Genomic DNA, 18,824 nt, shown 5'->3' with positions numbered 1-18,824 from the left:
CTGAACCTTCATTGCCCGGAAGGACAGCAACATGGCGCGTCCAATCACGCTTTTCACCGGCCAGTGGGCCGATCTCCCGTTCGAGGAGGTCTGCCGCCTGGCGTCCGAGTGGGGCTACGACGGCCTCGAGATCGCCTGCTGGGGTGATCACTTCGAGGTCGACAAGGCCCTGGCCGACGAGTCCTACGTGGACCGGAAGCTGGAGACGCTCGCGAAGTACAACCTGAAGGTCTGGGCCATCTCCAACCACCTGGTGGGCCAGGCCGTCTGCGACCACCCGATCGACCAGCGGCACCAGGGCATCCTGCCCGCGCGCATCTGGGGCGACGGCGAGGCCGAGGGCGTGCGCCGGCGCGCCGCCGAGGACATCAAGAACACCGCCCGGGCCGCCCGCAAGCTCGGTGTCGACGTGGTCGTGGGCTTCACCGGCTCGTCCATCTGGCACACGCTGGCCATGTTCCCGCCGGTCCCGCCGGAGATGATCGAGGCCGGCTACCAGGACTTCGCCGATCGTTGGAACCCGATCCTCGACGTCTTCGACGAGGTCGGCGTCAAGTTCGCGCACGAGGTGCACCCCAGCGAGATCGCGTACGACTACTGGACCACCAAGCGGACGCTCGAAGCCATCGGCAACCGGCCCGCGTTCGGGCTCAACTGGGACCCGTCGCACTTCGTGTGGCAGGAGCTCGACCCGGTGAACTTCATTTTCGACTTCGCCGACCGCATCTACCACGTCGACTGCAAGGACGCGAAGGTCCGCACCGGCGACGGCCGCCGCGGCCGGCTCGCCTCGCACCTGCCGTGGGCCGACATGCGCCGCGGCTGGGACTTCGTCTCCACCGGCCACGGCGACGTGCCCTGGGAGGACTGCTTCCGGGCGCTGAACGCGATCGGGTACGACGGTCCGATCTCGATCGAGTGGGAGGACGCCGGCATGGACCGGCTCGTCGGCGCGCCCGAGGCCATCCGCTTCGTGCGCGGCCTCGCCTTCGACGCCCCCTCGGCCGCGTTCGACGCCGCGTTCTCGTCCTCGTCCTGACCCCCGGACGGTGAAGGCCGGCTCCCGTCGGGGGCCGGCCTTCGACACGTTCGGGTGTACCGCTAGTAGCTGGTCCCCGTCGACGGAGTCGTGGGCGCACCACTCGTCGCGAGATCCCGCTCGATCGCGGGGGAGTCGGACGTGTGCAGCAGCCGCTGCCCCATCTCGGTCTCCGCGAAGCGGCTGTTCGCCAGCTTGTCGGTCACCTTGGTCTTGCTCTCGCTGTAGAGCCGGGTGGCCTGCTCCTGGACAACGCCGGCGGCCTCCTGGACCGTCGGGCTCTCCTTGATCTTCAGAGCAGTGGCCTTGAGCTCCTCGTACTTCTCCCGACCGGCCCGGGCCCCGAGCACAAAGCCCGCCGCCAGACCGCCGAGGAACAAAAGCTTGCCGCGCATGGCGACGACCTCCTTCTGACGGCGCGGGTCATCAGTGCCTGGTGCGCCGCCGGTGTTGACATACCCGTCCATCGTCGTGCCGACACATCGATCTTGCCGCGGATTGCCCGCCGGGGGCACCCGAAAGGGATACCCGGTGGCGAAGACCCCCCGAGTCGTGCTGTACTCTTTCCCGGTCGCCCTCGAACGGAGGGGGATGCACGATCCCGCGTAGCTCAATTGGCAGAGCAGCCGGCTGTTAACCGGCAGGTTATAGGTTCGAGTCCTATCGCGGGAGCCAGTCCGGCCTCTTCGGGGGCCATTTTCTCGTTCCGGCCCGTTTCCGGGCGGCATTGCACTTGCGCGGCTCGGTAAGCTTGCTCCGCTCGGGGCGATAGCTCAGCCGGTTAGAGCTGGGGACTCATAATCCCTTGGTCGCGGGTTCGAGTCCCGCTCGCCCCACCGTGTGAGGCAGTGCGCGAACCAGGGTGCCCAACGGCACCCTGAACACGGGACGACCCGATAGTCCTCGGGGATGCACACTTCCACGATGAGACACTCGATCAGTGCCTTCCGCTCGGCCGAGGTCCCCTCGGCGATCACGTGGCGCAACTCCCCGCGAATGCTCTCCAGGGTGGCTGGCTCGGGCATGTGGTCGGCTCGTCCTCGATCAGGTCGGTGATCTCGTCCCTTCGCGCCTTCACGGCGCCATTTCCTGTTTGAGTGCTTTTCCCCTTTCGCTGGTTGTTGAATCGCCGAGGGTGCCGGCCTCGAACGCGGCGAGGTGGCGGTCGACCGTAGCCGTCTTGGTCGCGATCGCGGTCTGAACCACGTCGAGTTCGGCGCGGCGGTCCTCGTCGCTCTCGCGATGGTGCTCCTGAGCCTTCGTGATGGCGTCGCGAGTGAGCTGGTCGTCGCCGCTGAAGAGGTCGGTGGCCAGGGCGTCGAGGCGGGGTGCGCCGCAGCCGTGGCGGCCGTATCCGGCGCGGGCTCGTGAGGTGGTACTCGGACGGGCTCATCGCCCGCTGCGGGCCTCGGCGATCTCGCATGCGCCCGATCGACGTCGAGGCGTCGAACCGCTCGGTGGCGGGCACGAACGCGACGCCGGCCTAGCCCAGCTCACCGAGGGGCGTCAGCAGGTCGGACGGGCGGCGGGTGAAGCGGTCGACGCAGTACACGAGCAGAGTGTCGAACCGGCCGGCCTTCGCGGCCCTGAGGGCGCGCTGGAGGGCCGTAGCAGGGCCTGCCCTGTCGTCCGATGACGGCCACCGACGTTGCGCCTGTTAACCCAGGTCGTGCTGGGCGACTATGCGCCCGTCACGCATGATCGTCACTTGAGTCCGGGGGCCGCTGATGATCCGCTGGACGAATTCGCCCTCAGGGTCGGTGATGCCATAGGGGAGATCCGGGCCTTGGACCGAAGGGACCAAGACCGTGTAGCCCGGCGCCGCCAAGTCGAGGGCCACCCAGGCGTCGGACACGCGGACGACCACACCGAGGTCGGGGACGTCCGTCTCCGCCGGGCCGGCAGTCTCCGCCTGTCGGACGAGCGGCGTCGCGGCGTCGAATGGGGCGTCGAAGGCAGTGAACCAGCCGATTCGGATCTGGCCGCGCGGATCCCGGGCTGCGGCCACGACGACGACCGGTTCCGGGCCTTTCCCGGCGAAGTTCCGGCCGGCGTACAGCACCTTGATCGACTGGTTATCGGCGCTCCACGCCCGGACCACCGCCGGCAAGACGTTGACGTCAGCGGCCAGATCGCCGCGCACCGGCCAGGCTGTCGGCGGCGCGGCCACCCGGCTGTCGATCGTCGGCTTCGAAGTGAAAGGCCGGACGCCCAGCATCGTTGCACCACCGCCGACGGCGAGCGCAGCGGCGGCCGCCGCCACGACCGCAGCAGATCCTCCGCGTCGTGCTCGCTGCCCGGACGCAAGGGCGAAGTCGTCGGCATCCCGCACTGCGATGTTGTCCTCACCGTCGCATCGGCATTCTCTTGTTTTACGCCCCGGGCCTGTCGCTACGTTGACCGATTGCTGTCGGCTGGCGCATGCCAACTCGCTCAGTCGGGGATTTTGTGGCAGACGATCACTTTTCACGGCGACCGAACTCCAGGGCGTACCGCACGGGCCGGTAGCGCGGGATCCGGAATAAAGACCCACCGGTTCGATGGGGTGGTTGCCGCCCACTCGACGCTCCCATACCCATCGGCTGGGGGACTGCCAATCTTCTCTAAGGGCGAGTTTGCAACCGAGCGACGCGTTACATCCGTAGTCGCGTGGTTACTGAGAGTTGCGGCAACTGTTCAGTCCCCACGATTGGAGGGCGCCGTCATGCGCGTCCCGTTCAGCGTCAAGGTCTGCACGCTCGCGGCGGCCGTACTCGCCGCCGCCGTGGTCCCCGCCCCCGCCGAAGCCGCCGCCAGGGACCTGTCGTCCATGGATCGCGCGTTCGTCGACGCCGCCGGGCACGGCGGCGCCTACGAGGTCGCGGCCGGGCGGCTCGCCGCCGACCGGGCCGTGGACTCGGCGGTCACAGCGTTCGGCCGGCACATGGTCACGGACCACACGAAGGCCGCCGACAAGCTGGCCGCCCTGGCCAAGGACCTGGGCCTCAGCGCCCCGGACAAGCCCGACAGCGTGCAGCGGGCCATCCTGGGCATCTGGTCGGCGCTGTCCGGCAAGGCGTTCGACTGCTCCTATGCCCCCGCGATGTACGCCGACCACGTCGCCGACGTCGGCCTGTTCGAGCGCGAGGCCGCCGACGGGCAGAACTCGAAGCTGCGGGCGTTCGCCCGGGCCACGCTGCCCACGCTGCGCAACCACCTCGCGATGGCCGCCACGAACGTGAAGGGGCTGTCGTGCGCCGACGGCAGCGGCAACGGCGGGCCGATCGGCCTGCCCGTGCCGACGTGGACGCCCGGGCCGTGGCCCTGGCCGACCGCACGGCCCACGACGAAGCCGACGCACCGGCCGACCACGCACCCGACGACGTGGCCGACCACGCGGCCGCGGCAGACGCCGACGGCGACCCCGACCGCCACTCCGACCGCCACTCCGACCGCCCGGCCGACGCTGCTGCCCACGCTGTGGCCGACGATGCTGCCGACGTCGTGGCCGACGCGGCGCACCACGACGCCGGTGCCGATCGAGCCGTAAGGGTCTGCGGCCCGCCCGGGTTCGATCCGGGCGGGCCGTGGCCGTCAGGCGGTGTCGAGGGCCTCGGTGATCTTGCGGATCATGTCGGCCATCACCGGGGTCGGCGGCGCGTGGTGCGTGGCGGCCTCGAGCGCGGTGAGGACGGTACCGCGGAAGTTCGCGGCCTCCTCCGGGGCCTGCGACCTGAGCAGGCCCGTGGCCGCGGTCAGGGCCGGCAGCACGCGGTCGGCGATCTCGGCCACGGACTTGCCGTTGAGGTCCTTGTGCTTCGGGTACTCGGCGAGCACGTGCCCGACCAGGCCCGTCGCCGAGCCGAGCGCGATGCTGCCGTTGGTGGCGATCCTGTGCGGCGAGCCACCGGCGGTGCCGGCGGCCGACAGGAGCGTGACGGCGCCGTACGCGGCGATGCGCAGGGTGTTCTTGTCCTGGTCGGAGAGGGTGATCGTCATGATGGGCGCTCCTTTGCCGAAGGTGTTGTGCGACCACCATCGCGAGCGCGGCTGACACGGCACCGCCAGCGCCCTGACGCGGCCGCTGACATCAGCCGCGCGCCCCGCCGATGCCCATCAGCACCGCGATGCCCAGGGCGCTGCGGGCCGAGTACGGCTGGCGCCACAGGCCGCCGTGCGCCGCCGCGAACGCCTCGTCCTGCCACGGGTGCTCGTGCGCCGGCCGTTCGGCGTTGAGATCGTGCACGAGCAGCGCGGCCATGAGCGTGTTGCTGGTCGCGGGCTCGAAGATCTCGATGCCGAACCGGTGCGCCCCGGCGAACGCCGCCGCGAGGAGCCGGTTCTTCACCACGCTGCGGGTGCGGGTGGCGGGCGCGACGGCCAGCGACACCGGCAGCCCCGCGGCCCTTGCCTCGGCCGCCCGCCAGCGCTGCAGCCGTTTGGCGAGCGCATAATTCGGACCCTGCTGCGGTACCAGACTGTCGTTGACGCCCGGATAAAGTTCCGGCGGATAGTTGCGGGTGAGCAGGCGCCCGGCGCTCAGCACGCGCAACGGCCGCCGGAACCGCCCGATGCCGGTCGCCTCCGCGTAGCGCCGGTTCGCCTCGTCGACGGCGTCGTCCGGGACCGCGAACACGTCGGTCGGCGTGGCCAGGAACGCCAGCCCGAGATCCGGCCGCCGCTGCCGCAGCCGCACCGTGAGCGCGTCGACGGCCATCGCCACCCGGACATTGAGCGCCCCGTCGGCGTACACGTAGTTGCCGAGCACGAGCCGCCCGTCGAGCCCCTCGATCCAGTCGGCCACCCGCCCGAGATCGTGCAGCAGGTCGGCGCCCCGGTCCTCGCCGGTCACCGGCACGTGGAGATTTCCGGCGTACCGCTGCGCCAGCCCCTGCAGCCGCTCCCAGATCGCCGGCCGGGGCAGGTCGACGGCGACCACGTCCGCCCCCCACCGCAGCAGCGCCCGCAGCGGCCCCATCTCGGCCCCGGCCCCGAGCACGACGACGCGGTGCCCTTCGAGCGCCAGCCAGCCGGGATTCGCCGCGACGGTCTGCACGATCCGCGCGCAGGACGGCTCGATGATCCCGGCCGAGACCCACCGCTCGAGCTGCAGGTCGAGCTCCCGCCCGGCGAGCAGCCGCCCCCGGTACGGCACGACGAGCTCCCGCTCCGCCTTCCCCCGCCCCGCGATGGTGACCGTCCGCAGCGGCTCCCCACCGACGGCGAACGCGGCCGAGAGTGGTGCTTCGGCACCGTCCGTCCCGCTGCGGTACCGCATCCGCTCATGCAAAGACGCAAGCCCGTCCCGCGCGATCGTGAGCGCGGCCTCGCGGGACGGCAGCCCGGCCTCGACCAGCCGCCGGAAATGCACCAGGTAGTCATGCCGCCAGTCGGTCGAGGCCTCGGCCCCGCGCGCCCCGACGGGATCGACCCCACGCAGCGCATCGGCGACCACGGCCCGCCCGAGCGCGGAGGAGCTGACCTTCCCGCCGACGCTCGGCATCACCACACCGGTCGGATTCGTGTTCGGCACCCGGCCAGTCTGCAGTGTTTCTGCGCCTTCGGCACGTCTGTGTTGCTGCGCCTTCGGCACCTCTGTGTTCTGCGCCTTCGGCGCGGCGGGGGGTTCCCACCCCGCACCCCCCATGGCCGCTGCGCGGCCACTGGCGTGCGCTGGCGCGCCGCCAGTGCACCGGGTCGGGGAGTGCGAAGAGGTGCACGATTCCGGGGCTGGACGTGCCTGCCGGGCGCCCACCTCGCCGTCCGCACGGGACCGCGTCACGTGGTCACATTCGCGCGGCTCGCTCACCTCGCCGTGACCGTTTGTGCGGCTCGCTCATCCCGCGCGACTCGTGCATCTCGCCGTGGTCGTTTGTGTGGGTTGCTCACCTCGCCGCGGCCCTTCGCGCTGCTCGCTCGCGCTGCGGCGGCCTTCTGCGCGACTCGCTCACTCCGCGCGACTCGTGCGTCTCGCCGGGGCCGTTTGTGCGGCTCGCTCACCCCGCCGCGGCCCTTCGCGCTGCTCGCTCGCGCTGCGGCGGCCTTCTGCGCGACTCGCTCAGCCTGTTTTGCTCTTCTGTGCGCGTTCGCTCAGTGAGTCCAGCGCAGGCGTCCGTCGTGGTCTTCTGCGCGACTCGCTCAGCCTGTTTTGCTCTTCCGTGCGCGTTCGCTCAGTGAGTCCAGCGCAGGCGTCCGTCGTGGTCTTCTGCGCGACTCGCTCAGTCCTTCCGTGCGCGTTCGCTCACTGAGTCCGGCGCGAGGGTCTGTGCGCGTTCGCTCACCGTGGTGTGGCGCAATGCGGTTTCGGTCAGCCGGCGGCCTGCCTGATCAGGGCGCCGATGCGCTGCTCGACGGCCGGCGTCAGCTCCTGCAGCGCGTACGCCACGGGCCACATGTCCCCGTCGTCCAGCGCCGCGTCCTCGTTGAAGCCCAGCGTCGCGTAGCGCGTCTTGAACTTCTGCGCCGGCTGGAAGAAGCACACCGACTTCGTTTCCTTGTAGTAGGCCGGCATGCCGTACCAGAGCTTGGGCGCGAGCTCGGGCGCGTTCTGCAGGATGAGCGCGTGCACCCGCGCGGCCATCACGCGGTCGGCCTCGGCCATCTCCTCGATCTTCTCGAGCAGCGCCTTGAGGTCCTCGGCGGCCTTGTCGGCCTTCGAGCCGCGGCGGGAGGCGGAGGCGCGCACCTCGGCCGCGTGCTCCCGCATCGCCGCGCGCTCGTCGTCGGTGAAGGTCTGGGTCGGCTTGCGGGCCATGGCTGGTACCTCCGGAAACGCTCGTCGATCGGAACGTTTCCGATGCTAGGAGGGGCCGCGGCGGCCACGCTTCTCGAAAACTGATCGGATGCGCATCGCTCGGTGGTCGAACTCGTCGCAAGTCTCGAACACCCCGCCGATCCGCGTCAACGCCGTGCAGCGCCGGGTGCGGTTGAGCGTTCGAACACGCGGAGCACTCGTCCCGGGTCGAGGGCCGGCCCGGGACGAGTGCGGCGGGTGCTCCTACGGACGCGCGCCCGGAGCGTCGAGGAGCGGTTCGAACGGGTTCAGCAGGTGCCGTTGCAGGCCAGCGCCTTGAGCCGGTCGAGGGCGCCGTTCCACTGGTTGGAGTCGCCGGCGAAGGGGCCGGTGCTCGAGTACTGCCAGAACGACCACGTCGGCGCGCCGGCCGGGAGGGTGCCGGGGCTGCTGCTGTACCGCGCGAGCCACAGCGGCGAGTTCGCCCAGAAGCCGCTGTAGTTGCCGGTGCACGTGACCCACCAGTCGGTGGTCGTGTAGATGACCGCCCAGCGGCCGGTGCGCGTGTGGTACTGGTTCAGGAACGCCCGGATCCAGCTCACCATCGCCGACTGCGAGAGCCCGTAGCAGGTCGCGCCGTACGGGTTGTACTCGATGTCCAGCGCGCCGGGCAGGGTCTTGCCGTCCTTGGACCAGCCGCCGCCGTGCGCGACGAAGTAGTCCGCCTGGGCCGCGCCGCCGCCACCGTTCGGGATCGCGAAGTGGTAGGAGCCGCGGATCATGCCGATGTTGTACGAGCCGTTGTACTGCTGGGCGAAGGACGGATTGGTGTAGTAGGTGCCCTCGGTCGCCTTGATGTAGGCGAACCGCGAGCCGGCGTTCCACTGCGCCTGCCAGTTGACGCTGCCCTGATATCCGGACACGTCCTGGCCGTACGTCACGGTCGCCGCGCTCGCCGGCGAGCCGAACAGGACCATGGCGGCCGTCAGAGCCAGCGCAGCGAGTGCGCCGAGCCGTCGTCGGTTCACGGGTGCCTCCCCTTCCCTTGCGGGGCGTTCCGGTAAAGAACTTCACGAATTAGCTCACGGACGTCGGAAACTTTCAATAGGCTTGCGTCGAAGTCTGGGGAAAATCTACAGTCACTTGAGTCGATGGCCGACACCCTGTTCGGGGAGGTCTCATGGCTCGTCTCACCCGCCGCGCCGTGCTGCTCGGCGGAGCCGCCGCGCTGCTCGTGCCCGCCCGTCCCGCCGCCGCCGCGCCCTTCGCTCCCGGCGTGGCCTCACCCGCGGCGCTGGGTCTCACCGGCCCGGCCGCGGCGCCGGCTCCCAACGAACTGGCCGCGGCGCCGGTTTCCAACGGCCTGGCCGCCACGGTCGAGCAGCCCTCGATCGCGAGCTGCGGTGCCTGGGCCGCCCGCCCGCCGTCCGGAGCGCTCACAATCGATCAGCATCGGCCGAACAAGATCGTGGTACACCACACGGCGATGGCCAACTCGACCGACTACTCGCAGGCGCACGCGTTCGCGAACTCGCGCGACATCCAGAACCTGCACATGGACACGAACCACTGGGTCGACAGCGGTCAGCACTTCACCAACAGTCGCGGCGGCTGGCTGACCGAGGGCCGCCACGGCAGCCTGTACGCGCTGCTCCACGGGCAGACCATGGTGCAGGGCGCACACTGCGTGGGCCAGAACGACCAGGCCATCGGGATCGAGAACGAGGGAACGTACCTCACCGTGCAGCCGCCGGCCGCCCTGTGGAACAGCCTCGTCGACTTCTGCGCGTTCGCGTGCCACCAGTACGGGATTCCGCCCACAGAGATCTACGGCCACAAGGACTTCAACACGACCGAGTGCCCCGGGCTGCTGCACGATCGCCTGCCGGAGCTGCGCGCAGCAGTAGCCGCACGCTTGTAACGCTCCGCCACCCGCCACCCGCCACGCGCCACAGTCCAAGTGCCGCCCGCCACGCGCCAAGTGCCGCCCGCCACGCGCCAAGTGCCGCCCGCCACGCGCCACGCACTGCCCGCCACGCGCCACGCACTGCCCGCCACGCGCCGCGCGTCGCACGCCACGCTCCACGCACCGCCCGCCACGCGCACCGCGCGCCACCCGCCGCCCGCCACGCGCACCGCGCGCCACCCGCCGCCCGCCGCAGTCCAAGCGCCGCCCGCCACGCGCCACGCACCGCCCGCCACGCACCGCGCACCGCCCGCCGCGCGTCGCACGCCACGAACCGCGCACCGCGCGCCACGCCACCATCCGCCGCCGCCGACGTGCGGGTTGTCCGTGTCGAACAGTCCGCGTGGTGCGGCCACGGCCTTCCTCCGCGCTGCGACTGCGGGTGCGAGTGATGCGTGTTCATTCGCGCGGTGAGTGCGAGTCCGAGTGAGACGAAGAAGTGTTCGTTCGCGCGGTGGGTGCGAGCAGGCGTAGTCGGTCATGCGAGGGTGCGCGCGCGGGCGTGGTCGGTCATGCGGGGGTGCGCGTGCGGGCGTGGTCGGTCATGCGGGGGTGCGCGTGCGGGCGTGGCCGGTCATGCCGGGTGCACCAGTAGTACGCGTTCGGTCATGCGCGGTGTTCGAGTGGGGCCTGTTCGCTCACGCGGTGAAGACGAGTGACACGTTCAGGCCCCCGAAGCCGAAGGAGTTGCACACCGCCGCCGTCATCGGGAGCGTTCGTGGCTCGCCCGCCACGACGTCCAGCTTGATGTCGGGGGACTTGTTGTCGAGGTTGAGCGTGGGTGGTACGACACCCTGAACCACTGACAGCAGGGTCACGATGCTCTCCACCGCCCCCGCGGCCCCGACCAGGTGCCCGAGCGCGGACTTCGGCGCGGTCAGCACCACGTCGTCGCCGAGCGCGGCCTGGATCGCCGCCGCCTCGCCGACGTCGCCGACCACGGTCGAGGTGGCGTGGCAGTTCACGTGCGCGATGTCGGACGGCTGCAACCCGGCGTCGGCCACGGCCCGCCGGATCGCGCGGACCTGGCCGGCGCCGCTCGGGTCCGGGCCCGTGATGTGGTACGCGTCCGAGGTTACGCCGATCCCCGCGACCCGCCCGTGCACGCGCGCCCCGCGGGCGGCCGCATGCGAAGCGCTCTCCAGGATCACGATCCCCGCGCCCTCGCCCATCACGAAGCCGTCGCGGTCCACGTCGAACGGCCGCGACGCGCGCAGCGGCTCGTCGTTGCGCTTCGACAGCGTGCGGGCCTGCGCGAACCCGGCGAGCGTGAGCGGCGTGATGGCCGCCTCCGAGCCGCCCGCGATCACGATGTCGGCCTCGCCGGAGCGGATGAGCCGCACCCCGAGCGCGATCGCCTCGGCGCCCGACGCGCAGGCCGACACCGGCGTGTAGACCCCGGCGTGCGCGCCGAACTCGATGCTCACCCAGGCCGCGGGGCCGTTGGGCATGAGCATCGGCACGGTCAGCGGCGACACCTTGCCCGGGCCCTTCTCCTCGAGCACGTCGTCCTGGCCCAGCAGCGTGCTCACTCCGCCGATCCCGGTGCCGATCACCACCGCCAGCCGCTCGGTGTCGACCTGCGGCGCGCCCGCGTCCTGCCACGCCTGCCGGGCCGCGACCAGGGCCGCCTGCTCGCACCGGTCCATCCGCCGCGCCTGGACGCGGGTCAGCAGCGTGTCCGGCGACACCGCCATCGTGGCCCCGATGCGCACCGGCAGCTCGTCCAGCACCCCGGGCGGCAGCAGGTCGTCGATGCGCCGCACGCCCGAGCGGCCCGCGAGCAGTCCCTGCCAGAGCGCCTCGACGCCCTCGCCGAGCGGCGACAACGCCCCCATTCCCGTGACGACCACGTCCGCGCCCATGGCACCCTCCCCGGTTCGATTGCCTCGGATACTTGTATCGCATACAAATATGACATGTCCATCAGCGAACCGGCCCGGGCCCGCGGCCGCCGCACCCGCGCGCGGATCCTGCGGTGCGCGGCGGCCCTCTTCGCCGAGCGCGGACTGGCGGGCGTGAGCGTGGCCGCGATCGCACAGTCGGCGGAGGCGTACCCGCACCAGATCACGTACTACTTCGGCTCCAAGGACGGCCTGTTCGTCCACGCGGCCCTGTCCACACTGCTGCGCGACGCCGCGCGGCTGGAGTCGGTCGGCTACCGCCGCCGCACGCCCGAGACGTTCCGCTCCGCCCTCGCCCGCACCGCGCTCGCCCTGCCCGCGATCCCCGCCGCGGTGCAGGCGATGTCGATCGCGCGGGAGCGCCCGGAGCTGCGGACAACGGCGCAGCTGTACCTCACGATCCTGTTCCGCCAGGCCGAGCACTACCTGGTGACGCTCCTGGACCGGCGCGCCTGGACCGTGGACCGCCCGCCCGCGGTGGAGGTGCGCACGTTCTGGAGCGCGGTGCTGGGCGCCCGCCTGATCGCCGACTCCGGCCACGGCGGCCGCCCGGCCGACGTGGACCTGGCCGGCCTGCTGACCGTTCGAGCACGGTAGGCGCGTGAGCGAGGCGTCCGGTGCGGCCTTGCTGCCCACGTACGCCGAGCCGCGCCCGCACCCGGAACCACACCGGGGAGTGACGACTTCTGCACATGCACCCGATGGCGACTGCGCGCATGGACGGCAGCACTGCGCGAGTGAGCACGCGGCCCGAGACCGCTCGAACAGCCGGTGATGAGCCAGGCCTTCACGCGGGCGTCCAAGCGAAGGACACGCGGACGTCGAGCCGAGCGTGCGAGAGCCGAGCGTGCGAGAACAAGGTGCGCGTGGACGGGCGTGCGAGAACCGGGCAGTCAAAGATGCGAGAGCGGGGCGTGCAAGACCCCAGAACGCAGAAGCCGAGGACGCGAAAGCCGAGGACGCGAAGTCGAGGACGCAGAAGTCAAGGACGCGAGAGCCGAAAGCTCACGACGACGGCCAGGTGGACAGCGCACGATCGAGCGCGTCGAGCACCAGCGACCAGCTCGAATCCAGCTCCCGAGCATGATGGAACCCGCCGTCGGTCTCCAGGTGGACGAACCCGTGCATCGTGCTGTACACGAACCGCACCGCGTCGACCGCGCGCGTCTCCTCGAGCTCGTACCCCCGCAGCAGCGTCGCGCACCCGGCGACGATCCGCGCCTGGGCGGCCGCGCCCGAGGGGTCGGTCAGCGGGCGCACCGTCGCCGCGTACCGCCCGGGATGCGCCAGCACCCACGCGCGGTACGCGGTGCCGTAGGCGATCAGCGCCGCCCGCCCCGAGCGCCCCTGCAGCGCCTCGCCCAGCCGGTCCGCCAGCTCGTTCGTCGCCTGCCCGGCGATCGCGTCCAGCAGATCCGGCACCCCGCGAACGTGCTCGTAGAGGCTGGGCACCGCCACGCCGAGCCGCCGCGCGAGGGCGGTCATCGTCACGTGGTCGATGCCCACCTCGTCGGCCAGCTCCAGCGCGGCGGTGCACACCTGTGCGCGCGACAGACCGGCCCGTACCACGCCGTACAGCCTAATGTGTTTAGGAACTTCTGGACGGCCGAGCCGTTGCGGTCCGTCGAGCTGCAGCCGAGCGCCGACGCGAACTGGTCGGACCGTGCGTCCGGCGCTGGTTGGGGCGTCCCCCGACAGTCCCACGCGCCGGCAGCGTCCGCGTCGGCGCGCTTGCCGCCCGGGCCGGTGACCGGGGCCGCGGGCGCGGGCATCGTGGCGGGTCGATGCGTTCACTATCGCCACGGTGCATGCTTCCCGCCAGATCCCGGCGAAAGAGACGTTTTGCCGACAGGGGCCGCTGTCACAGAACGGTCCGACCGCTCGCGAACCTTGCGAAGGTCATTTACCGTGCTAAGGCACACCTGAGGGAGCAGACGATGAGGCGTTCCAAGTCGGTACCGCTGGGCCGAAGCTACCTCGCGCTGGCGGCGCTGGCCACAACGGGCGGTCTGGCGGCGTGCGGCCGCGAGCAGCAGACCTACTGCGCCGACCAGAACGGCGTGGTGGTGCCGGATTACCGATGCGACGACGGCTCGCCCGGTCACTACTACTACACCGGCAGCTACGGCCGCGGCCGCTCGCCGGGCTACCGGCTCAGCGGCGGCAGCCGCGTCTCGTCCACCGACTCGATCGGGCGCTCCAACGCCGGGCTGCCCGCGACCGGGCACGTGAGCAACGGCAAGGTGAGCTCCGGCGGCTTCGGCAGCAGCAGCCACGGCAGCTCGGGCAGCTGACGTGCGACGCATCGCCGACGGAGTCGTCCGCCCGGACTGGCGTGAGCAGCTGGCCTCGCAGGGGATCGTCTACAACAACGAGATCCCGGCGCCGGGCGGCGGCACGCTGTCGTACTGGAAGGAAGGCCCCTTCTACGACTTCACCTCGGCCGAGATCGACACGCTCTCGGCGAGCGCCGCGACGCTGTTCGAGATGTGCGTCGCGGCCGGCGACTTCGTCGTCGACCACAACATGTTCCAGCTGCTGGGCATCCCCGAGTTCGCCTGGGACCAGATCAAGCGCACCTGGTGGGACGACGAGACCGAGCCCGGCGGGCGCAGCAAGGGCGACTTCTCGCCGAGCATCTACGGCCGCTTCGACGTGCGCTACGCCGGCGAGTTCGCGGGCCGGCCGCAGCTGCTCGAGTTCAACGCCGACACCCCGACCGCGCTGCCCGAGGCGGCGGTCGCGCAGTGGTACTGGATGCAGCAGACCGGCCAGGGCAAGGACCAGTGGAACGCGATCCACGAGATGCTGGTCGCCGGCTGGCAGCGCAACCTGGCGCGGCTGCGCCAGGCCCGCACCCACCTGCTCGACCCGGTCACCATCCACTTCGCGTGCGACCGCGAGGAGGACAGCGGCGAGGACCTCTTCAACACCGAGTATCTGATGGAGACGGCCCGTCAGGCGCTCGGGCCGCTCGGGTACCGCACCAAGTTCATCTGGATGGACGAGATCGGCGCCGGTGACATCCAGGCCGGCGACCGGTTCTACGACCCCGATGGTCAGCACATCGACGTGATCTTCAAGTTGTACCCGTGGGAGTGGATGGCCGCGGAGCAGTTCGCCAAGCAGTGTTTCCGCGACATGAGCGACCCGCGCCGCGACAGCACCGTGTGGATCGAGCCGCCCTACAAGATGCTCTGGAGCAACAAGGGCCTGCTGCCGGTGCTGTGGCACCTCTTCGGCGACGACCCGGAGAAGAAGGACCTGCTCCTGCCCGCGTACTTCGAGTCCGAGAAGCCGGACTGGATGACCTCCTACGTGCGCAAGCCCCTGCTCGGCCGCGAGGGCGCCAACGTCTCGGTCATCGTGGACGGCGTCACCAAGATCAGCACGCCGGGTGACTACGGCGGCCCGTTCGTGTGCCAGTCGTTCGCGCCGCTGCCGGCGTACACCGATCCCCGGGGTGGCGATTGGCACCCCGTGCTCGGGGTCTGGATGATCGACGGCGAGCCGGCCGGGCTCGGCATCCGCGAGAGCGCCGGGCTCATCACCGACAATCTGAGCCACTTCGTGCCCCACACCATCGACCACACCGGCTTCTAGTAGGAGACCGCCATGAACGGTACCGCCGCCACGATCGCGGTGCTCCAGGTGCTCATCGTGATCCTCGGCGTGGGCGGCGGGTGGTGGCTGCTCAACGCCGTCACCGCGTTCGACGACCACGACGAGCTCTGGCAGCGGTCGAACTGGGGCTACCTCGTCCAGCGGGTCGGCTTCGTCGCCGTGCAGGTCATCGGCGTGTCGAGCCTGATCGGCCAGGACCTGACCACCTGGAACTCGCTGGCCTGGGTCGGCGGCGGGCTCGTGTGGGCCACCCTGCTCGCCGTCCTGGGCTTCTGGATCACCGACTGGATGATCCTGCGCTCCCGCGCGACGCGCATCGGCGCGCTCAACACCGTGCCGCTGTCCGTCGGGCTGGTCCGGTTCGGCTTCTACCTCGGCCTGGCCCTGGTCGTGCGGGCCACCTTCATCGGTCACGCGCCCGACCTGCGCACCTCGCTGCTCTCGACGGCCGTGTTCACCGTCGCCGGGATCGCCGGCCTCGTGATCGCGTTCCACCTGCACGGCCTCGTCGCGCACGGCAACCCGCGCGCCGCGATGGCCACCGGCGACGGCGTGACGCAGGGCCTCGAGTCCGCGGCCGTGCTCAGCGCCGTCGGGCTCATCCTGTACGGCGCGATCGCCGGCGACTTCACCACGTGGCCCGAGAGCCTGGCCGGGTTCGGCGCCGCGCTCGGGATCGCCTACGTGGGGCTGTACGTCGCGCGGTACCTCATCGACTGGTTCGTCCTCACCGGCGAGTGCACGCTCAAGACCATCCACGCCCAGCAGCAGAAGGGTGCGGCCGCCCTCCTGGCGTTCCTGCTGGTGATGGTGGCCCTGCCGATCAGCGCGTGCATCAACCTGTACGTCGAGTGAGTGTGCTGAGCACGCCGCGGCTCGTCCTGCGCGAGATGGTCGAGGGCGACCTGGACGATCTCGCGGCGCTGCTCGGCGATCCGCAGGTCATGCGGTACTACCCGAGGCCGAGGACGCGCGCGGAGACGCTCGAGTGGATCAGGCGCAACCGCACGCGGTACCGCGAGGACGGCCACGGCCTGTGGACCATGCGCCTGCGCGACGGCGACGTGTTCGCCGGTGACTGCGGGCTCACCGTCCAGCGCGTCGACGGGGTGGACGAGCTCGAGCTCGGCTACCACGTGGTGCCGGCCCTGCAGCGCACCGGCCTGGCCACCGAGGCCGCCCGCGCCTGCCGCGACTGGGCCCGCACCGTGCTGGGCGCCGACCGGGTGATCGCGATCATCCACCCGGACAACGTGGCGTCGCAGCGGGTGGCGCTGCACACCGGCCTGACCCTGGAGAAGCGCACGACGGGGTACGGCGCCGGCGCCGAGGTCCTCATCTTCGCCGCGGCGTTATGAGGTGGTATGCCGGGCGGCAACCTGCCGAACGGCGTTTCGCATGTGACGAATATTGAGCGCTACCTCACACGCTGTGGCGTTTGCCGTCACTGACCGGGGGTACCGTTATCGACATGGATAGCGCGGTGCTCAGCAGTGACGTTCGGGACAACCACAACAACGTCGAGCCAGAGGACGCGTCGGACGATCTGTTCTGGCTGCCGGCCGAGGCCGGCGCCGCGATCGCCGGCCCGCACGCCGACAGGCGGTTCATTCTCTAGGGATCGTCCCTCTCGGACGAGCAACGGCGCCCGGCCGCAATGGCCGGGCGCCGTCGTGTTGTGCGGGTGGTGCGGGCTCAGCTCGCCGGGTAGCTCGTGACGTAGCTGGGCGCGCCGACGCCGGCCGTGGTCACCGGGGCGCCGGTGTCGTTGACGACGTGGTCGATCGTGCCGGCCGAGAGGTTCACCGTCAGGATGTCGTGCAGCTTGACGCCCGGGCGGTTCGGCACCTCGAAGCCGCGCGCCGCGTGGATGCTCGGGTCGACGTTCGTGAAGACGTAGGCGCCGCCGCCCCACAGCTCGTGGGTCTTCACCTTGTCGCTGACCTTGTACGCGGCCCAGCCGAGCACGCCGTCGTGCTGCCACGCCGCCTGGTTCGGCGGGTCGTACGGCAGCTCGTTCTGGAAGAAGATCGTCTTGCCGCGCTCGCCGTTCCAGATGACGTTGTACTGCTGGTAGTGCTCGACGAACAGGCCCGTCGCGAGGACGTCGTCGCCGTTGACGATGACGCCGTTGCGGCCGGTGTTCACGTCCCAGCCCACCGAGCCCGGCACGCCGTGGTCGGCGCGCCACGCCCAGATGTCGTCGAGGATGACGTGGTCGGAGTTGACCTCCAGGCTCACGTCCGCCTTGCCGACGTGCGGGCCGCCGACGCGGAAGAACACGTCGTGCAGCACCGTCGGGTCGTTGGCGTCGCCCAGGTTGAGCGCGCCGCCGAGCTTGGTGCCGACCTGCATGAGCGCGGGCGAGTTCACGGTACCGGCGTCGATCATGAGACCGGAGACCGAGATGCCCTTGCTGTCGGCGATCCACAGCGGCACCGAACCGCCGACGGCGGTCAGCGTCGCGATGCCCATGCCCAGCACGATGGTGTCGGGCCGCCAGACGAGGATCGAGCTGTTGATGTTGTAGACACCGGGCGTGAAGATCAGGTTCTTGCCCAGGGCGAGCTGGATGTTGATCGCCAGCACCGAGTCCGTCGGCTTGGCCAGGTAGAAGTCCGACAGCGGGACCGAGCGGCCCGCGGTGGGACCGTTGGCCCAGCTCGCGCCCGAGGAGTTCTTGCGCAGCGCGGGCTCGAAGACGTTCCACTTGCCCTTGGCGTCGATGTAGAGGAACGGCCGTTCCTTGCTCATCGGCGTCGTGTCGAGGGTGGTGTACGGCGGGTTGGGGAACTGCTGCGCGGGTGCGCCCACGGCCCCGGAGAACACCTGGTTCCACACGGCGTTCGACCAGTTGGTCATGTTGCTGTCCCGCACCAGGAACTGCTGCTGCGAGCCGTTCGTGGCCGTGGTGAACACCGAGTCGGCGATGAAGCCGCCCGAGGCGTACTGCGGCCCGGCGGTGCAGTAGTCCATGAAGGTCATGTTGCCGTTGACCTTCACCCGCCGCAGCGGCGCGGCCTGCGACACGGCCCAGAACTCACCCGAGGAGCGGCAGTCCTTCTCGCCGGCCACGTTGATGGTGAGGTTGGACAGCGAGCGCCAGAAGTTGACCAGCGCGATGCAGTTGTCGGCCGCGAGGCAGCGGTTGTAGACGTCGACGTGGCCGTTGATGACCGTGTCGGTGGGGTTGAGCCCGAGGCCGGCGACCTCGGTGTAGTACCCGACCTCGAAGACCAGCGGGTGGTCGGGCGTGCCGTACGTGCCCGGCTTGAACAGCAGCGTGTAGCGCTGCGTGCCCATCTCGTTGTCGACCTGCTGCGCGTGGATGGCGTCGACGGTCGCCTGGATCTGCTCGACCGGCATGGACGGGTCGAAGATCTTGACGTTCGGCCCGAAGTCGGGCTGCCCGGCCGGCGGGCGGTTGGCGGGGGCTGCCGAGGCGGCGCCGGGGGTGCTGACGGCGGCGACGGCGGTCAGCAGTACGGCGGCCCCGAGGGCGAACCACCGGCCACGGCGGCCGCGAGGGGCTGACCCGGCAGACCTGGCGGACGCCTGGCCGGAGTGGACCAATGGCAT

General features: G+C 70.7%; 20 protein-coding genes and 2 tRNA genes. 12 read left to right on the top strand and 10 right to left on the bottom strand.

Going from position 1 to position 18,824, the window contains the following annotated elements; all coding sequences use genetic code 11:
- The first annotated feature begins 31 nt into the window (after positions 1 to 31).
- Positions 32 to 1,039: a sugar phosphate isomerase/epimerase family protein gene (locus tag ACQP2P_RS39475; protein ID WP_433609840.1), complete on the top strand. Its 1,008-nt coding sequence runs from the start codon at positions 32 to 34 to the stop codon at positions 1,037 to 1,039.
- A gap of 62 nt (positions 1,040 to 1,101) precedes the next feature.
- On the opposite strand, the gene ACQP2P_RS39470 is transcribed toward ACQP2P_RS39475, so the two are convergent.
- The gene (locus tag ACQP2P_RS39470; RefSeq protein WP_433079665.1) at positions 1,102 to 1,434 is read right to left on the bottom strand and encodes a hypothetical protein; all 333 of its coding nucleotides are present in this window, start codon (positions 1,432 to 1,434) and stop codon (positions 1,102 to 1,104) included.
- A gap of 204 nt (positions 1,435 to 1,638) precedes the next feature.
- On the opposite strand from ACQP2P_RS39470, the gene ACQP2P_RS39465 reads away from it, so the two are divergent.
- The 3 genes from ACQP2P_RS39465 to ACQP2P_RS39455 all read left to right on the top strand — a co-directional run bounded on the left by ACQP2P_RS39465 (position 1,639) and on the right by ACQP2P_RS39455 (position 2,410).
- Positions 1,639 to 1,714 (top strand) — tRNA-Asn (locus ACQP2P_RS39465).
- An 87-nt stretch (positions 1,715 to 1,801) separates the two neighbouring features.
- A tRNA-Ile gene (locus tag ACQP2P_RS39460) sits at positions 1,802 to 1,875 on the top strand.
- 322 nt (positions 1,876 to 2,197) lie between these two features.
- Positions 2,198 to 2,410: a hypothetical protein gene (locus ACQP2P_RS39455; RefSeq protein ID WP_433609838.1), complete on the top strand. Its 213-nt coding sequence runs from the start codon at positions 2,198 to 2,200 to the stop codon at positions 2,408 to 2,410.
- A 112-nt stretch (positions 2,411 to 2,522) separates the two neighbouring features.
- Here ACQP2P_RS39455 and ACQP2P_RS39450 read toward each other — a convergent pair whose 3' ends face one another.
- Positions 2,523 to 2,597: a hypothetical protein gene (locus ACQP2P_RS39450; RefSeq protein ID WP_433619451.1), complete on the bottom strand. Its 75-nt coding sequence runs from the start codon at positions 2,595 to 2,597 to the stop codon at positions 2,523 to 2,525.
- 99 nt (positions 2,598 to 2,696) lie between these two features.
- Positions 2,697 to 3,302, bottom strand: coding sequence for a hypothetical protein (locus ACQP2P_RS39445; RefSeq protein WP_433609836.1), 606 nt, complete (start codon positions 3,300 to 3,302; stop codon positions 2,697 to 2,699).
- A 441-nt stretch (positions 3,303 to 3,743) separates the two neighbouring features.
- Between ACQP2P_RS39445 and ACQP2P_RS39440 the strand changes: the two genes are divergently transcribed.
- Positions 3,744 to 4,568, top strand: a complete 825-nt coding sequence (locus tag ACQP2P_RS39440) for a DUF4142 domain-containing protein (protein ID WP_433609834.1) — start codon at positions 3,744 to 3,746, stop codon at positions 4,566 to 4,568.
- Between the two features lie 44 nt (positions 4,569 to 4,612).
- Here the strand turns inward: ACQP2P_RS39440 and ACQP2P_RS39435 are convergent, their stop codons facing one another.
- The 4 genes from ACQP2P_RS39435 to ACQP2P_RS39420 all read right to left on the bottom strand — a co-directional run bounded on the left by ACQP2P_RS39435 (position 4,613) and on the right by ACQP2P_RS39420 (position 8,728).
- Entirely contained in the window at positions 4,613 to 5,017 is a 405-nt protein-coding gene (locus tag ACQP2P_RS39435) for a hypothetical protein (RefSeq protein ID WP_433609832.1), read from the bottom strand.
- A 91-nt stretch (positions 5,018 to 5,108) separates the two neighbouring features.
- Positions 5,109 to 6,551, bottom strand: a complete 1,443-nt coding sequence (locus tag ACQP2P_RS39430; RefSeq protein WP_433609830.1) for a hypothetical protein — start codon at positions 6,549 to 6,551, stop codon at positions 5,109 to 5,111.
- A gap of 774 nt (positions 6,552 to 7,325) precedes the next feature.
- Positions 7,326 to 7,772, bottom strand: coding sequence for an iron chaperone (locus ACQP2P_RS39425; protein WP_433609828.1), 447 nt, complete (start codon positions 7,770 to 7,772; stop codon positions 7,326 to 7,328).
- Positions 7,773 to 8,059: 287 nt separating this feature from the next.
- Positions 8,060 to 8,728: a lysozyme gene (locus ACQP2P_RS39420; RefSeq protein WP_433619449.1), complete on the bottom strand. Its 669-nt coding sequence runs from the start codon at positions 8,726 to 8,728 to the stop codon at positions 8,060 to 8,062.
- 203 nt (positions 8,729 to 8,931) lie between these two features.
- Between ACQP2P_RS39420 and ACQP2P_RS39415 the strand changes: the two genes are divergently transcribed.
- Positions 8,932 to 9,672 (top strand): peptidoglycan recognition protein family protein, encoded by a 741-nt coding sequence (locus ACQP2P_RS39415; RefSeq protein ID WP_433609826.1) that lies wholly within the window; start codon positions 8,932 to 8,934, stop codon positions 9,670 to 9,672.
- 683 nt (positions 9,673 to 10,355) lie between these two features.
- Here ACQP2P_RS39415 and ACQP2P_RS39410 read toward each other — a convergent pair.
- Positions 10,356 to 11,582, bottom strand: coding sequence for a beta-ketoacyl-[acyl-carrier-protein] synthase family protein (locus tag ACQP2P_RS39410; protein WP_433609824.1), 1,227 nt, complete (start codon positions 11,580 to 11,582; stop codon positions 10,356 to 10,358).
- Between the two features lie 54 nt (positions 11,583 to 11,636).
- Here ACQP2P_RS39410 and ACQP2P_RS39405 point away from each other — a divergent pair, with 54 nt between their 5' ends.
- Positions 11,637 to 12,218 (top strand): TetR/AcrR family transcriptional regulator C-terminal domain-containing protein, encoded by a 582-nt coding sequence (locus tag ACQP2P_RS39405; protein ID WP_433609822.1) that lies wholly within the window; start codon positions 11,637 to 11,639, stop codon positions 12,216 to 12,218.
- Between the two features lie 408 nt (positions 12,219 to 12,626).
- On the opposite strand, the gene ACQP2P_RS39400 is transcribed toward ACQP2P_RS39405, so the two are convergent.
- On the bottom strand, positions 12,627 to 13,190 hold the full coding sequence (locus ACQP2P_RS39400; RefSeq protein ID WP_433609820.1) for a TetR/AcrR family transcriptional regulator: 564 nt from the start codon (positions 13,188 to 13,190) through the stop codon (positions 12,627 to 12,629).
- A 368-nt stretch (positions 13,191 to 13,558) separates the two neighbouring features.
- Between ACQP2P_RS39400 and ACQP2P_RS39395 the strand changes: the two genes are divergently transcribed.
- The 5 genes from ACQP2P_RS39395 (at position 13,559) to ACQP2P_RS39375 (ending at position 16,863) form a co-directional block, all read left to right on the top strand.
- On the top strand, positions 13,559 to 13,915 hold the full coding sequence (locus tag ACQP2P_RS39395; protein ID WP_433609818.1) for a hypothetical protein: 357 nt from the start codon (positions 13,559 to 13,561) through the stop codon (positions 13,913 to 13,915).
- Between the two features lies 1 nt (position 13,916).
- Entirely contained in the window at positions 13,917 to 15,224 is a 1,308-nt protein-coding gene (locus tag ACQP2P_RS39390) for a glutathionylspermidine synthase family protein (RefSeq protein WP_433609816.1), read from the top strand.
- 12 nt (positions 15,225 to 15,236) lie between these two features.
- On the top strand, positions 15,237 to 16,100 hold the full coding sequence (locus ACQP2P_RS39385) for a hypothetical protein (RefSeq protein WP_433609814.1): 864 nt from the start codon (positions 15,237 to 15,239) through the stop codon (positions 16,098 to 16,100).
- A complete protein-coding gene (locus ACQP2P_RS39380) occupies positions 16,097 to 16,603 on the top strand; it encodes a GNAT family N-acetyltransferase (protein ID WP_433609812.1) in 507 nt (168 codons plus the stop codon). Before ACQP2P_RS39385 ends, ACQP2P_RS39380 begins: the two co-directional genes overlap by 4 nt.
- A 113-nt stretch (positions 16,604 to 16,716) precedes the next feature.
- Positions 16,717 to 16,863, top strand: coding sequence for a hypothetical protein (locus ACQP2P_RS39375; RefSeq protein ID WP_433609810.1), 147 nt, complete (start codon positions 16,717 to 16,719; stop codon positions 16,861 to 16,863).
- Positions 16,864 to 16,940: 77 nt separating this feature from the next.
- Here the strand turns inward: ACQP2P_RS39375 and ACQP2P_RS39370 are convergent, their stop codons facing one another.
- On the bottom strand, positions 16,941 to 18,824 hold the full coding sequence (locus tag ACQP2P_RS39370; RefSeq protein ID WP_433609808.1) for an adenylyl cyclase: 1,884 nt from the start codon (positions 18,822 to 18,824) through the stop codon (positions 16,941 to 16,943).

Origin of the sequence: Dactylosporangium sp. CA-139114, from assembly GCF_050955725.1 — a bacterium.
Taxonomy (GTDB): Bacteria; Actinomycetota; Actinomycetes; order Mycobacteriales; family Micromonosporaceae; genus Dactylosporangium.
The sequence above is the reverse complement of the archived record's forward strand: the minus strand, read 5'-3'. Positions and strand labels throughout refer to the sequence as shown.